The sequence below is a fragment of the Zobellia sp. B3R18 genome (assembly GCF_018860715.1).
Lineage (GTDB): Bacteria > Bacteroidota > Bacteroidia > Flavobacteriales > Flavobacteriaceae > Zobellia > Zobellia russellii.
On record NZ_JAHKQG010000014.1, the window covers coordinates 554,690 to 570,356 of the forward strand.

At 34.3% G+C, this 15,667-nt stretch carries 16 protein-coding genes; 13 read left to right on the top strand and 3 right to left on the bottom strand.

All coding sequences use genetic code 11. The features are described from left to right. Window positions 1-617 precede the first annotated feature (617 nt). The 3 genes from KO513_RS19025 to KO513_RS19035 all read left to right on the top strand — a co-directional run bounded on the left by KO513_RS19025 (window position 618) and on the right by KO513_RS19035 (window position 2,637). Window positions 618-1,166, top strand: a complete 549-nt coding sequence (locus tag KO513_RS19025; RefSeq protein WP_215914745.1) for a hypothetical protein — start codon at window positions 618-620, stop codon at window positions 1,164-1,166. A 444-nt stretch (window positions 1,167-1,610) separates the two neighbouring features. Then, on the top strand, window positions 1,611-2,102 hold the full coding sequence (locus KO513_RS19030) for a GNAT family N-acetyltransferase (RefSeq protein WP_215914746.1): 492 nt from the start codon (window positions 1,611-1,613) through the stop codon (window positions 2,100-2,102). Continuing rightward, a complete protein-coding gene (locus KO513_RS19035) occupies window positions 2,095-2,637 on the top strand; it encodes a GNAT family N-acetyltransferase (protein WP_371735971.1) in 543 nt (180 codons plus the stop codon). The genes KO513_RS19030 and KO513_RS19035 overlap by 8 nt, the downstream gene beginning before the upstream one ends. Before the next feature lie 463 nt (window positions 2,638-3,100). Here the strand turns inward: KO513_RS19035 and KO513_RS19040 are convergent, their stop codons facing one another. Genes KO513_RS19040 through KO513_RS19050 form a run of 3 tightly spaced genes read right to left on the bottom strand, consistent with a single transcriptional unit; the run spans window position 3,101 to window position 4,813 of the window. Further along, window positions 3,101-3,847 (bottom strand): CPBP family intramembrane glutamic endopeptidase, encoded by a 747-nt coding sequence (locus tag KO513_RS19040; protein WP_252735976.1) that lies wholly within the window; start codon window positions 3,845-3,847, stop codon window positions 3,101-3,103. A 55-nt stretch (window positions 3,848-3,902) separates the two neighbouring features. Continuing rightward, window positions 3,903-4,556 (bottom strand): SdpI family protein, encoded by a 654-nt coding sequence (locus KO513_RS19045; RefSeq protein ID WP_215914748.1) that lies wholly within the window; start codon window positions 4,554-4,556, stop codon window positions 3,903-3,905. A 2-nt stretch (window positions 4,557-4,558) separates the two neighbouring features. Then, the gene (locus KO513_RS19050; RefSeq protein WP_215914749.1) at window positions 4,559-4,813 is read right to left on the bottom strand and encodes an autorepressor SdpR family transcription factor; all 255 of its coding nucleotides are present in this window, start codon (window positions 4,811-4,813) and stop codon (window positions 4,559-4,561) included. A gap of 354 nt (window positions 4,814-5,167) precedes the next feature. Between KO513_RS19050 and KO513_RS19055 the strand changes: the two genes are divergently transcribed. The 10 genes from KO513_RS19055 to KO513_RS19100 all read left to right on the top strand — a co-directional run bounded on the left by KO513_RS19055 (window position 5,168) and on the right by KO513_RS19100 (window position 15,590). Then, window positions 5,168-6,118, top strand: a complete 951-nt coding sequence (locus tag KO513_RS19055) for an SDR family oxidoreductase (RefSeq protein ID WP_215914750.1) — start codon at window positions 5,168-5,170, stop codon at window positions 6,116-6,118. A gap of 10 nt (window positions 6,119-6,128) precedes the next feature. Then, entirely contained in the window at window positions 6,129-6,791 is a 663-nt protein-coding gene (locus tag KO513_RS19060) for an NAD-dependent epimerase/dehydratase family protein (RefSeq protein ID WP_215914751.1), read from the top strand. Window positions 6,792-6,799: 8 nt separating this feature from the next. Then, a complete protein-coding gene (locus KO513_RS19065) occupies window positions 6,800-7,711 on the top strand; it encodes a helix-turn-helix domain-containing protein (RefSeq protein ID WP_215914752.1) in 912 nt (303 codons plus the stop codon). Window positions 7,712-7,714: 3 nt separating this feature from the next. After that, window positions 7,715-8,230: a hypothetical protein gene (locus KO513_RS19070; RefSeq protein ID WP_215914753.1), complete on the top strand. Its 516-nt coding sequence runs from the start codon at window positions 7,715-7,717 to the stop codon at window positions 8,228-8,230. A 362-nt stretch (window positions 8,231-8,592) separates the two neighbouring features. Then, entirely contained in the window at window positions 8,593-9,732 is a 1,140-nt protein-coding gene (locus KO513_RS19075; protein ID WP_215914754.1) for an amidohydrolase, read from the top strand. 107 nt (window positions 9,733-9,839) lie between these two features. Continuing rightward, window positions 9,840-11,489: an amidohydrolase gene (locus KO513_RS19080; protein WP_215914755.1), complete on the top strand. Its 1,650-nt coding sequence runs from the start codon at window positions 9,840-9,842 to the stop codon at window positions 11,487-11,489. Between the two features lie 94 nt (window positions 11,490-11,583). Further along, a complete protein-coding gene (speB, locus tag KO513_RS19085) occupies window positions 11,584-12,360 on the top strand; it encodes an agmatinase (RefSeq protein ID WP_215914756.1) in 777 nt (258 codons plus the stop codon). A 220-nt stretch (window positions 12,361-12,580) separates the two neighbouring features. Next, complete coding sequence (locus tag KO513_RS19090) at window positions 12,581-13,333, top strand: YoaK family protein (protein WP_215914757.1); 753 nt, start codon at window positions 12,581-12,583, stop codon at window positions 13,331-13,333. Window positions 13,334-13,459: 126 nt separating this feature from the next. Beyond that, window positions 13,460-13,990, top strand: a complete 531-nt coding sequence (locus KO513_RS19095; RefSeq protein WP_215914758.1) for a DUF4269 domain-containing protein — start codon at window positions 13,460-13,462, stop codon at window positions 13,988-13,990. Between the two features lie 418 nt (window positions 13,991-14,408). Continuing rightward, window positions 14,409-15,590, top strand: coding sequence for a putative Ig domain-containing protein (locus KO513_RS19100; protein WP_215914759.1), 1,182 nt, complete (start codon window positions 14,409-14,411; stop codon window positions 15,588-15,590). Window positions 15,591-15,667 lie beyond the last annotated feature (77 nt).

Genomic DNA, 15,667 nt, shown 5'->3' on the forward strand with positions numbered 1-15,667 from the left:
GTTACAATGATGTGCTTGCTTACCCAAGTAAATATGCCTCCGTATACGGTTCCTGTTCGTCAGTACCGAGTTTTGTAGTCTCGCTTTCTTCAGATGTAACTTCACAATTACCACCCTTGCGGCTTACTAATGCTTCTAGACGTTACTCCAGCGCATAAGGGACTTGCACCCTCTAGATTAATTAACTACATTTCTGTAGCGTAAAAGATGCCCATACTGGGCACACACAATGTATAAAAAACATAAGGCAGTTTAGGCTTGCCGAAAGGTCTGTGTTTATTTGCTAAGTCGCCAACTATAAAATTTGGCATTTACGAAAAATGATAAAAGCAAAATATTTATATTTGACTTATTATCAAACCGAAACGTATTGCTTGTCACCTGCCCTACGTTTCTTATACGTAACGTTACAATCATTAGCTCAATAAAAAAAAAGCCTTTAATTACAGGTATAAAAAGTTTCCATTTTATTATTTTGTATACATTTGACATCACTAAAACAAAATATATGTGATTAAGATTTTTCTTCCTTAAATGATATTCGAATTCTCGCCCTGAGTGAGGTTTGACCTTTCGAAAATCAAAAACAAGAATCTTAAATTATAATATATTCAGTAATGAAAAATAGCATAAAGCGTTCACCACGCTCAGTTTCTACACTATTACTTTTTTTCTCCTTTTACAGCATTATTCTTAACGTTAGCTGTGATTCCAAAGATGAAGATTGCACAAAAACTGCTGTTGTTAGCGATACTTACTTCTTAAATAATCAACAATACTTCATTGATAAAACTATTGAACTACCCTGTAGTTTTCCTGATCCAGAACCATTAAATCAAATTGACCCACCGGAGTTAGATGGCTTTACTTACGATGTCTTATTTTATGAGTTTACACCTGATACTGGAAATAATACTTCGCGTTGGCGATTTGAAATTCAATTAAATAACCCAAATGTTTACGATGTTACAGGGTTACCTATATTAACCGTAAAGATAGGAGAGCTAACGTCCAGTCAAAGTTATTCAGATAAAACAACCTTACCTTGCTTCCAACTTGGAGCTAAATCCAGTTGTACGTTATTATATGACCAAGAAAGTTCCCTAGATTTAGGTATGATCAATGATATAGAACTTGTAAACGTTCAGTATTTTTTAACTAATTAGAATTTACTTGATTACGAATACAAGAAAGTTAGTTAAAGTCAGATGGACTTTACTAGGGTATAAAAAAGAATAATGTGCTTACACGAACGTATAACTACTGCTTACAACAATAGTAACCGTTACATAAGCTATTTACATGCAAAAAACGGATTCAAATAAGCCTCTTTTAAGGGGCTTATTTTATGTCCGATCAAAAACGGAACTCTAACCTTAGACTTTTTATATATAAGGTAAAAGCAAGTAACCCTGACCCAATTTTTGACCGTTTTTGTTTGGGTTTTTATTCAACCGGTTTGAAGATTATAAAAACATTTTATATTTCTAGCATCTTTTATTTTCCTGCAAATAGTGGTGATATATAAGAACTCACTAAATTACCATCTAAAGAGAGATAGATTTACTAATAAACAAATTTGTACGTTAGCTATAACAAAGAAAATTAAAATGGAAATTAGAGAAGTTCATAGAAATGAGTATACCATTTCAACTGACAAGGATAAATTAGATATTTTGAGTATTCACAAATTCCTTGCAAACGAAACCGATTGGGCCAACGGAATTCCAATCAATACTTTAAAAACATCAATTGAAAACTCTTTAAATTTTGGGCTTTATCATAAAAACAAACAAATTGGTTTTGCTAGAATAATTTCGGACTATTCCACTATTGCATATTTAGGAGATGTTTATGTTCTAAAGGAATACAGAGGAAAGGGATTAAGTAAATGGCTAATTAATGAAATAATGGTACATCCAAATCTTCAGGGCCTAAGACGCTGGATTTTATTGACTAATACAGCTGAATGGCTTTATAAAAAATTTGGGTTCACGGAAATACCTAATCCTGAATTTTATATGGAGAAACATAACCCGAAAGTATATAGCGGAATAGAGAATACTAATGACGTTGCCAATAATAAAAAAAATCGTGTCTAGAATACAATTGTCCCAGATTATAACCAAAAGGCTAATTCTAAATCAACCTAGCTTAAACGATTTGGAAAAAATAAGTTCCATACTGAATGCTAGTGAACTGTACTCAAAAAATACAATTAACATTCCTTTTCCTTACACCCTAGACAACGCAAAATTTTGGGTGAAATTAGCTGATGACGGACTAAAAAATCAAGATCAGTATATCTTCGCCATTCGCTTAAAAGAAAGCAATGAATTAATTGGAGGAATTGACTTGGGAATTGACAAACCGTTTAATAAAGCCGAATTGGGATATTGGCTAGACCAAAAATATTGGAATAATGGGTTTACGACCGAGGCCGTAAAATCAATAATTCAATTTGGTTTTGAAGAACTAAAGTTGAAAAGAATTTTTGCAACTCACTTTACCTCAAACCTATCATCTGGAAGGGTTATGGAAAAAGCAGGAATGAAAAAAGAGGGGATATTAAAGTGCCACACCTATAAAGCTGGAGTATACCAAGACCATGTTTTATATGCTGTTTTAAACGAATAAAAACTGCATGTACTAATGATTGAATATCTAAAATCCTTTAACCTATTTACTGACTACGAAATAGACGATTTTCTAAAGTTGACAGAAACAAAACATATAAAAAAGGGTGATACTTATATGGCTCAAAATGAGGTTTGTAATTCACTAAGCTTTATCAAAAGTGGTATTTTCCGGTCCTTCTACTTTTCGAACAATGATGATGAAATCACCTACTGTTTTTCGTTTCCCAGTAATTTATTAATGGCGTACTCTTCTTTTATTTCCGGTAATAAATCAGAGGAAAACATTCAATGTTTATTAGGTACTTAAATCATCTCGATATCAACAATAGATTTATATAAGCCTCTTTTAAGTGGCTTATTACTTAACAAGAATTAAAACCGCTACGCAGGAGTTCTCATTCATACAGGTGGAAACTTTAAGAAAGTTCTTGAAAAAACAGATAATTCTTATTAAGAGAAAACTAAATCATTTCTCCCATCATCATAACAACATGGGTCATGATATGAGCGATGATTGCAGCCTCCAGTCCCTTTCTCCAATAAAGCCAACCAAAAAATAACCCTGCTATGGAATTGCCTACCATAATATATGTTAGAAATAAAGCGGATGGATTTGCTACTACGCTAAACACCGTTGGAAAATGTCCAATTGCAAATAAAAGACTTGCCAAAACAATTCCGACCCAATACGTTAAATCATTTAAATTCTTGGTGATTTTAAATGCTAACCAAACTAGCAATGTCATAAAGCCAAAACGTACTAAAATTTCTTCGGTAATCCCTCCATATAAAAATCTGGCAATAGGGGTAAATTGGACTTTCTCTTGCATTTTTACAAACTCTTGAGGAATAGATGTTTTTAAAACCAATGTAACTGTGGTTGTCAATATACCAGCGATAATCCCAAATAAGACTCCAAATTTAATTTGTTCCCTGAATGATATTTTAGGGCTTTCAATTTTCAACGCATTGGAAATAGAGGGCACCTGTAAATTGACCTTATCATAAAGCATTATTCCAATAAAAACAGCAATCAATAGCAAAACTGTTGGTTGTATTAATGACAAATACTTAAGGGTTTCTAGCGGTATGGCTTCAACTAGTTCCTTGGGTATCCCATCCTCTGGAAAGGTAACCGTGAGCATTGATAATATACCTAGAATACTCAGGCCAAATAGTGTCAAACCTAGTTTTAACTTATTGTGCATATTTAAGGTTTCAAAAATTATTTGTACATAAGAAGATGGATTCGGTTATCATATCCTAAGCAATGTTTTTTAGTTTCCTGAATAATAAGTACGAATATAAAATTGGAAAAAGACTTATCAAGGTTATTATCCCCAAGCCGAACTTTATGCTAATTTGACCATCTAAAATAGAACTGCCAAGCAGAAGTACCAATCCACCTAAAAACCATAGTTTACCCGTGATTCTGTGTGTTTTTTTCCATACAATTTCGTTTTCTAGAGTCCAAGGAGTTCTGATGCCTATAAAGTAATTAGCTTTTAATGTTTGGAAATAATTACCAAAAATTATTAGAATAACGCCAAGTAAGGGAATTATATAATTTGGGCTAGAGCCAGGTTGGTTTTTTATATTATAAAGAATAAAAATTGATATAATGGACATAAGTAAGGTAATGAACATTTTGAGATGGCCATATTTAGCGCCCATATTTTTAATTTTTCCCTTTGGGTCGATATATGGAACAATAAGAAAGATGACATAGCTTAAAAGGGGTAAAAGAATTGGAATTAATACTAATTCAAACTTGCTTCCATATCTATCAATTTCGCCCTGTAAATTCCAATGTACGGCAACTTTTTGTGGTAGATCATTCCATACATATGCCAAGTATATGAAAGGCAATAAAACCATACTTATTAAAGGAAGTTCTTTATGTATTGAGAATTTCATGTTTATTTTTTTAAGGTTAATATCCAAGCTAGTAAATCTTCCAATATACTCGTGTTTAATGAGTATTGGACAAACTGCCCTTTCTTTTCACTTATTATTAAATCTGCTCTTTTAAGAATATCGAGATGATGTGAAATACTGGGTTTAGAAATGTTAAATTCATCTGCAATTTCCCCTGCATTCATATCCTTATCCTTCAATAGTTCTATAATCCGTCTTCTGGTTTCATCATTAAGAGCTTTGAACAAATAATTCATTTTGTTTAGTTATTTAGACAAATATCTAAATAATTTTTTATATATGTCTTATTTAAAATAATTCTTTTAGAAGCAAACAAAATTTGCTTCCCGTCAGACTAAAAAATAGATTCATATAGGCCTCTTTACGGGGCTTTTTTTTATGCCGTCCTAAAAATTGAAAAATCAATTGTAGAGTAACCCTATCTTTTCAAGGACATCGCAAAATTCAGTGCCTGCGCATTCCAATAGGTCTGTCCGGAACGATTGGGAATTACCAAAAAGTATACAACATATGAAAATCCGTATACGTACTTAAGTTTACGTCTGTCCGACCTTTGCCCTATTATTTTAATCATAAAAAAAAAGGCGATAATGACAACAAATCAGTTTGGTAAAAATGGTTGGACACCGGATAGAATTGAAAATTTAAACGGTAAAACCTTTGTGATAACGGGCACCACTAGCGGAACCGGATTTGAAGCTGCTAAAATACTATTGTCTAAAGGTGCAAAACTGGTAATGCTCAATAGAAACCCACAAAAATCTGCGGATACTATTGCTACATTAAAACAAGAGCTTGGTAACGCTATAGAGGTTACGTCCATAAAAATGGATTTATCAGAACAAGCTTCGGTAAAAAAAGCAGCGCAAGAAGTTCTAAAAACAGTTTCTCAAATAGATGCGCTTATCTGCAATGCCGCAATAGCTCAGGTGCCAAAACAAACACTAACTGTAGACGGTTGGGAAAGTCAAATGGGGACAAATTACTTTGGTAATTTTACACTTCAGGCATTATTGTTTCCGCTCATTGAAAAATCCAAGGGACGTATTGTAACGGTAGGAAGTATGGGCTATGATATGGGAATTAAAACCATAAAATTTGATGATTTAAATTGGAATAAAGAGTATACCCCTAATAATGCCTATAGCCAAAGTAAACTGGCACAGATCATGACTATCTATGAACTACAGGATAGATTGGCAGCAGCAGGTAAAACAGAGGTAAAAGCATATGCTTGTCACCCGGGTTCATCAAGAACCAACTTAATAAATTCCAGTGGTAGTTTTATGATGAAATTTATCTTTAACTTAATGAAATTATCTCCTTTGACACAATCGGCAGAAAAAGGGGCCTACCCACAACTCATGTGTGCCACAGAACCAAATTTGGACCAAAATAGTTTTTACGGGCCAACGGGAAGAAACTTTTGGACCGGTCCGGTTGGAGCTCATAAATTGGAGCCGCATGCCAAAGATAAAGCTGTGGCTTATAGACTGTGGGAACTTTCAGAAAAAGAGACCGGTGTAAAATGGAATATTTAAAGCAAAACAAATGAACGTAATAATTACAGGCGCTACAGGAATGGTAGGCAAAGGTGTTTTGTTAGAATGTTTAGATGATAAAAGAATTAAAAAAATCCTCTTAATAGGTAGATATTCTATAGGCATTAAAAATCCTAAAATAGAAGAAATCATCCATCAAAATTTCACTGATTTTAGTGCCATTCAACATACTTTTGAAGCGTATAATGCCTGTTTTCATTGTATGGGAGTTTCTTCTGCTGGAATGAAAGAAGAACAATACTATAAATTAACCTATACCGTTACAGAGGCTTTGGTCAATGCTACCTATGAAGCCAACCCAAACTTAACTTTCGTTTATGTTTCAGGGGAAGGCACGGACAGGACTGAAAAAGGTAGCACCATGTGGGCAAGAGTAAAAGGTAAAACAGAGAATTATATTTTTAACAAAGGCTTTGAAGATATCTATGCCTTTAGACCAGGAGTTATTTTGCCAAAAAGAGGAATTAAATCTAAAACTAGACTGTACAATATTTTTTACATATTAACACGACCATTTTTTCCTATAATGCAAAGAATGAAATCTGTTACTACTACTATAACCATAGGTAAAGCTATGATTGCTTTAGTAGAAAGGCCTCAAAATTTAAAAATCTTGAGTGGAAGAGCTATTAATGAAGTACTATTGAACTGATTAAAACTATGCAACACTTTAAAACATTAGCATCGTATTTAGATTATTTGGGATTGCCAAGACCCGAGCACCCTATGTTAAGTGTTTTTAACTCTAAAGGTGATGGCTTTTTACCCTGTCCTAGGGAAAGTTCGCCTGCAATTACAAATGATTGTTATTCCATCAGTTTTAAAAAGTTTGTAAAAGGCGAATTAAACTACGGCCGTACCAAATATGATTTTACAAATGGTGCGTTAATATGTATTGCTCCAAGACAAGTGTTACAATGGGATAGCAGCGTGGTCTTTGAGCAAAAAGGTTTTTCTATAAACTTTCATGAAGATTTTATAAAAGGTACGGAATTGGCGCAACAAATAAAAAATTACGGTTTCTTTTCGTATTCCGTGAATGAAGCTTTGCACCTTTCGCCTAAAGAAGAAAAGCAAATAGAACTGCTGGTTGAAAATATTGAAATGGAGTACCAGAACAACCAAGATGCTTTTAGCAAAGAAATTATTGTTTCGCAATTAAGTACCCTTTTAAAGTATGCCAATAGATTTTATGAGCGGCAATTTTTAAATAGAAAAGAATTGTCCAATAATTTATTAGAAAAGTTCAATGCGCAAATAGCTGCCTATTTAGAATCTGGACAATTACAGGAAAAGGGCATACCGAGCATTGAACAAATAGCGGATAAAATGTTGGTGTCACAGCGTTATTTAAGTGATACGCTTAAAAAAGAAACTGGTAAAACCACTACTGAACATTTGCACTTGCATTTAATAGATGAAGCAAAAAATATTCTGTTACAACCTAATAAAAGTATTGCAGAGGTAGCGTATGAACTAGGGTTTGAATATCCGCCTTACTTTTCTAGATTATTTAAAAAGAAACAAGGTATAAGTCCTACTGAGTACAGAGAAAAATATAAACTTAATTAAGATATGGAACTATTAAAATTAGCCACAGAATGGGCAAAGGCCGAGGTTTTTTCAACCCGTTTCTTCATCTTATTTGCCATTTTATTTTTAATAGCAAGTGTTGGTTTTTGGCAATTGGGAAAAACCGACTTAGCAAAGGCTTACATAATTCCAACCTTGGTAGCGGGGCTATTACTCATGACTATAGGTCTCGGTTTATTTTTTACAAATACTTCTAGAATTACCCAATTTGAAAAAGCCTTTAACGCAGATGTCCCTGCCTTTTATAGCTCTGAAATTGAACGTACAGAAAGTACCTTAAAGGAATACACCGTTGTATTCAAGGTCATACCTATTCTCATTATCATAGCGGCACTACTTATTCTCCTTATCCCTACCCCAACGTGGAGAGCCATTAGTATTACAACAATTGCAATGTTAACGGTTATCTTATTGGTTGACGGAACGGCTTACTCAAGAATTGAAGCTTACCATAAAGAGCTGAAGTTGGTGGATATAGAAAATGAAAACAATCGCTAGCAATCCTCCGCCGGTTATTAAGACGATTACACCAGAATAATAGGTCCATATATCTAAAGGCTTTGGCTTATCTATTAAATGTAACAGTAAGAGTGCTTTGTCAATCATCCTTACTCCCAGGTTTTCCAATAAACTCTTTCAGTAATTTTCACAAAACCCTATAACCAAATATTTCTCTTTAACTTACGGTTTTATGACTTTCTTTTATTGATTTAGACTTCTAAAAGCGATACTGCTTTGAGTGTGTAATCAACGATTTCCGTATTTTTACTATACTCAAATAAATTATATTATCCATTAGCCCCATTTATTTTAGCTTTGGATTGACTATCTAGAGTATTAATCTAAAAAGAAAAACAAAATTGATTCATCCGGAAATAATAGAATTAAGAAAAGAGCTTCATTCACATCCTGAATTATCTTGTTTTGAACATGAAACGGCTAAAAGAATCCAAAGGTTTATTAATGAGCATAACCCTACAGAAATTCTTGATGGTATAGGTGAAACGGGGTTTGCCGCTATCTACAAATTTCCTAAAAAAGGAAAATCCATTACTATTAGATGTGAGTTGGATGCATTACCAATTCAGGAAGAGAATCAATTTCTCCATAAATCAAAATACAAAGGAATATCTCATAAATGTGGTCACGATGGCCATATGGCAATAGTTTCAGGGTTACTATTTTGGTTAAAAAAAAGTTCGTTTAGTTCTGGAGAAGTCATTTTACTCTTTCAGCCAGCAGAGGAAAATGGAAAAGGAGCCAAAGAGGTCGTAACCGATGAAAGGTTCAAAAATCTAAACACAGATTATGTATTTGCACTTCATAACATCCCCAAGGAACCTCTTCATAATATTATTGTTATAAATAAAGGGTTTTCAGCAGAAGTACAAAGTTTTAATGTGCGGCTCAAAGGTAAAAAGTCTCATGCATCCGAACCGGAAAATGGCAACAATCCAGCATTGGCACTTTCCAATATTATCAGCCTACTTTCCAGCTTGGAAGTAACCGATCCAGAAGATGAGAATTTTAGCCTAATAACACCCGTGCATATTAACATGGGACAAATTGCTTACGGTATTTCGCCTGAAAATGCAGAATTGCATTATACTATGAGAACATGGTCCGGAGAAAAAACCACTCATCTAAAATCTCAAATAACATCCGTTATAGAAAATACTTGTGAAAAGTATGAGTTGAAGCACGAAATAGAATGGTTAGAATATTTTCCCGCTTCTACAAACCATACAGAAAGTACCAATTATATAATAAAGGCTGCTAAAAAAAACAGTTATAAAATCACCAAAAGATCTTATCCATTTAAATTTGGAGAAGATTTTGGATGGTTTTCAAAAGAATACAAAACGGCAATGTTCGGTTTAGGTGCAGGCATTGAGACACCCGCTTTACACAATTCTGACTATGATTTTCCCGATGAAATTATAGAAACAGGAATTAACATGTTCAGATCCATAATTTCAACTATTTTGGAAGAGTCATAAACTGATTAAAACAACGATTCCTAGTGCTTCAGCTTAAATAAAAGATGGTTCACTTACTTTTATAAAGTCTGCAGACGAACCATCTGCCCTAACATATATCTCAAAAAATGAAAATACACTTTCAATTAACTATTTTAATTATTTCTTTTCTCTTTGTTTCTTGTCAAAAAGAAATTACAAAGGCCGATTTCATCATTAAAAATGCTAACATCTGGACCGGAAATGTAAACCAGCCAAATGCCCAAGCTATAGCTGTTAAGGAGGATTCTATTTTGGCGATTGGTTCTTTTGAGGATATAGAAAAAAGTGTAGGTGATGCTACCAAAATTGTTGATGCTCAAGGAAAATTCATCACCCCAGGTTTTATTGACTCCCACGTACATTTATTAATGGGCGGAAACAGCCTTTTAAGTGTTCAATTAAGAGATGCTGCCACAAAGAAAGAATTCATCAAAAGGATAGCGTCATTTTCAAAAAACCTAAAACCTAAACAATGGATCGTAGAAGGCAATTGGGACCATACCCTTTGGGGCGGTGAACTTCCTACGAAAGAGTGGATAGATGAATTTACGCAAGATAATCCTGTTGCCCTTTACCGAATGGACGGCCATATGATTTTAGCGAATTCAGCAGCTCTAAAAATTGCGGGTATAGATAAAAACACGCCAGACGTAGAAAATGGGGAAATCGTTAAAAACTCAAATGGTGAACCCACCGGAATTTTAAAAAGTGAGGCTATGTATTTGGTTCTGAACAAAATTCCCGCTCTATCCGATTCCCAAAAAGAAAAAGCCATTAAGGCGGCACAGGATTATTTAAATGCCCAAGGTATTACCAGCATTCATGATGTTGATAGCTTAGGTGGTTTTGACATTTTGAAAAAAATTCACTCCAACAAGGAGCTTAAGGTCCGTGTTTATTCTGCTGACCCTTTACGCAATTGGAAACTACTTTCCAACAAGGAAAAAATAGATAACAAATGGCTCAAAAACAGAATGCTCAAAGGATTTGTAGACGGTTCCCTGGGGTCACATTCGGCGGCATTTAAAGAATCCTATTCGGACCAGCCAACGGATAAAGGAATTTTAACCGCTAATTTAGATAGCCTTAAAACATGGATTACAGAGGCGGACAAAAATAATTTACAAATTACGGTACATGCCATAGGAGATAAAGCCAACAATACCCTCCTGAATACTTATGAAACGGTAATACAATCCAACGGAAAAAAAGACCGTAGGTTTAGAATTGAACATGCACAACATTTAGACCGTAAAGATATAGACCGTTTTTCAGAATTAAATGTAATTGCAAGTATGCAACCGTACCATGCCATTGATGATGGTAGGTGGGCAGAAGATTTGATTGGTCCGGAACGAATAAAAACAACTTATGCCTTTAAATTTTTGTTAGATGCCAATACAACATTGGTTTTTGGTAGTGATTGGCCCGTTGTTCCCGCTTCTCCCCTATTAGGTATCTATGCGGCCGTAACGCGTAAAACTTTAGATCATAAAAACCCAAATGGTTGGGTTCCCGAACAAAAAATAAATGTACAACAAGCCCTAACAGCGTATACCAGAGATGCGGCTTATAGTTCATTTGAGGAACGCTTAAAAGGAACCTTGGAAAAAGGAAAACTTGCTGATTTTGTTATTTTAAGTGATGATTTAACCAAGATAGATCCAGAAAAAATAAAGGATGTTAGAGTTTTAGAAACATACGTTGGCGGGCAAAAGGTTTATACAGGTAATTAAAAGTAATAACTGAACTAATTTTAAACAGAAAAACCTTAAAGTCCCTGCTACAAGTGGCCTAATCAAGTTTAACTGTTGTATTTAATAGCATAAAATGAGCAAAATAATTGTACAAGGAATACAATTCGATGAAAAATCTTCATATCAGAAAGGCCCTAAATTAGCTCCTCCTTTGATAAGGGAAGCTTTAAACTGTGGCTCTGCCAATATGTATGCCGAAAACTTGATTTCTATCGAAAATTCAAGAATTGAAGATAAAGGCGATTTTGAAATAACCGAATATTTTGATATTGAGCGAATAACTGAAAAGCACATAGACTCCGGTGCCAAAATCCTTACTTTAGGGGGCGATCACTCCATAACCTTCCCCATAATTAAAGCCCACAGCAAAAAATATCCCAAACTAGACATCCTTCACATAGATGCACATTCAGATTTATACGATAATTACGAAGGCGATAAATATTCCCACGCATGCCCTTTTGCGAGGATTATGGAAAACGGCTTTGCCATAAAATTAGTTCAAGTTGGAATTAGAACATTGAACACACACCAAGCGGAACAAGCGGATAAATTTAATGTTGAAATTCATCAAATGAAGGATTTGAATTTAAACCGAATTCCAAAATTTGAGAACCCCTTATATATTTCTTTGGATATGGACGGATTTGACCCGGCCTTTGCTCCAGGGGTCTCGCATCACGAACCCGGAGGATTAACCTCCAGAGAAGTAATCCATATAATTCAAAATATAAATACCGAAATTATTGGAGCCGATATTGTTGAATATAACCCAAATAGGGATTTTCAAAATATGACCGCTTTTCTAGCTGCCAAAATGATGAAAGAACTAATAGGAAAAATGCTTTAAAGCATGGATTTTTTATACCATATAACTCTAAAAAAATAAACATTTTGTGAGCTATAAATTGTAGTAAAGTCTTACTTAGACTTTATATTCAGAAAGCCTTCCACAGAAAATTTAAAAGCTCTGCAAATAGCCAAAACATAAATCAATGCGTATATGCTTTTAGGCAATTCCTATGTAATACCTTTATGGTAATTTTCGGGTTTAACCAAAGAAATATAGAATGTTTAGACATCAAGGTAAAAGCAGGACTTTAAATCACAATCTGCGTATTGCCACCATTTTGTCATTCGTTGCAGGCATTGTAAATGTTACAGGTTTTTTAGCTTTTCATCAATTAACTACAAACGTAACCGGTCATTTTGCCCTCTTTATAAGCGATGTAGCCAATTTTGAGTTTTGGAAGGGAACAGTTTATTTTTTATATATTTTCTCCTTTCTTCTAGGCTCTTTTTTATCTAGTTTTCTAATTGAAAAGTTTAATGGTAATAAAAAACTTAATGTCTTTGTATTACCCACCGCTATAGAGTGTCTAATTCTTACCTCCATTTCTTTTTTGAGTACTGTAACGGCCATAGAATATCCTAATTTTATTGTTTGCTCCTTACTTTTTGCAATGGGACTCCAGAATTCATTTGTAACCAAAATTTCAAATGCCGTGGTAAGAACAACTCACCTTACAGGATTATTTACAGATTTAGGAATTGAGTTATCACAACTGTTTTTTCCTAAATCACATCCAAATAGAGAAAAAATTAAATCAACTATAAAACTGCGGAGTTATATCATTTGTTTCTTTTTTATTGGTGGAATCTCCGGAGGATTCTTCTATTCCCGATTAGACCTCAGATTGCACACGTTAATCATAGGAGCTGTAATTTTAGCTACAAGCTTATTTTATGATGATTTAAGATATAGGCTAATCAGGACCAAAAGGAAATATAGGCAAAGAAAAAATGCTCATAGACTTGTATAACCCCTTTGCCGCGGTAAACTTTAGTATCTAAACTTTGTCCGCTATAGTTGTACGAAAAACCCAAAAAATTGTTTTCGTATATATTCCTTTTCGGTTACAAATCGCCAAAAACATTGATATCCAAAAATGAATATTGATTTTAAGAATATTGAATATTTAAAATCCGGTACGGAAAGACAACAGCTTGCCCATGCCGAAATCATAAAATATAAGGTCTTTGGGAAACTGAAAAAATACAATCCAATTTTAACCGGTACCATTCCCATTGGTATTGATTTACCTGAAAGTGATTTGGATATAATTTGTGAGTGTAAAAACCATGCCGAGTTCACAATATTTATTACGGAGCAATTTTCCCAAGAAAAGGGTTTCAAGATCTATTCTACGGTTCAAAACGGTACCGAATCCACTATTGCAGAATTCAAAACGGAGCATTTTCTATTCGAAATTTTTGGGCAGAATAAAGCTACCGAAAAACAGAACGCTTACCGGCACATGCTTATAGAAAATAAGATTTTACTTGAAAAGGGAGCAGACTTTAGGCAAAAGATAATAGAATTAAAGTCTAAAGGATTAAAGACCGAGCCTGCTTTTGCTCAATTATTAGGCCTAAAAGGCAACCCCTATCTTGAACTATTAAAATTTGAAGGAAAGTAACAGGGCCAGCAGTTGTAGCTGATGCAGAAGTATTATTAGAAAATGCGAACGATAACTTCAAATAGGCCTTAGCACTGTTTTTTCAAACGGGGGTAACATCATCATCTGTTCTATCATAAACAGTACTAATGGCCTTCCTAAACATCCGACCCATCACGTATCGTCCGCATATTAAAGAACTTAAACCTTAATTCTACTAGTGAATTCTTTGATTTGCTTACTTCAAAATTACAATATACATGTAGTTATTATCCTACAAATTAGACGAATGCCGTTTATCCGTACTCCAATCTTACATATCTGTAGATGAACCGTTTTATCTTCTAAATTTATTTTAGGTTTGTAGAAAAAGGACAGCTCATATTTAGTGAATTCGTTTACTCATAACTTTATCAATCCCCAACCAACATAAAACCTAATGATTAAGACCATACTACCATTTCTCTTCATTATTGCGTTAATGAGCTGTAAATCATCTACTGAACTAACTAGCTATTTTGGACAAAAATACCCTGGAGCCATTCCTGAAATATTTGCTCCGGACGTTATTTCTATTAAAGGCAGATTTGAGCATGGCATTTCATTTACACCTAATACCAATGAATTGGCATTTGGGATTTTGGATAAAAATGGTGTTAGGGGAAAAATCTATTATTCAAAAAAAGATAATAACACATGGTCCGATCCGCAGACTTTTAAGCCACTAGAAAATAGGAGCGTGTTTCTGCCCTATTTTACGCCAGACGGACAAGCGTTGCTCTACGCTCAAAACATACCTGACACCAACAGCTTATACATTACGAACATTGGGAGAGTTAAAAAGATGGATAATCATTGGGGACTCCCTGAAAAACTAGAAACCCCAATAAACTCAACAAGTAGGGAAGCCAGTGCCAGTATGACTTTGGATGGAACCCTTTATTTCTCATCAAATAGAAACTGCCAAGGAAAGGAAAACTGTTTTACGGCAGATTTGTTCTTCTCAAAAGTCTTGGACAAAAAGTATCAATCCGTAAGTGAAATAGCCGACCTAAATTCGGCCAATGATGAAGAAAGTGTATTTATCTCCCCTAATGAAACATACCTTCTTTTTTGCAGATATACCAATGACGAAACTTTTGTAGATTTATATATTAGCTACCGTAACCATAATGGAAATTGGACATCGCCACAAATCCTTGACCCCACTATAAATTCCAAAGATTGGGACCGGAGACCTTTTGTAAGTGCAGATAACAAGTATCTATTCTTTACGCGTTTACAAATTGCCTCAAACGGTTTAGCCGAATCTGATATTTATTGGTCAAACACTTCAAAGGTCTTCCATCCTTTCGTTTACCATCCGCTTGACGCCATTACCATACGAAATGGAGAAAATTTTGAACTACAGCTTCCCCCGGATTATTTTAAAGACATAGATGATACGCAACTGGTTTTGAACACCACGAAGAGTAAATTGAATTGGCTAAACTTTGATAATGAAACCATGACATTGTCCGGACGCCCTACCCTAGACGGAGAATTTGAACTGATTTTTACGGCAACCGATAAAGCTTTAAACTCTACTGAAGACAGATTAAAAATAACTGTTACCCAATAATCTTGCTATTAGAAAAAGTTGTATTACCACAGTTAAGTATTTTTTTGTATTTTAAGCTAACAAACACCTGACTACCA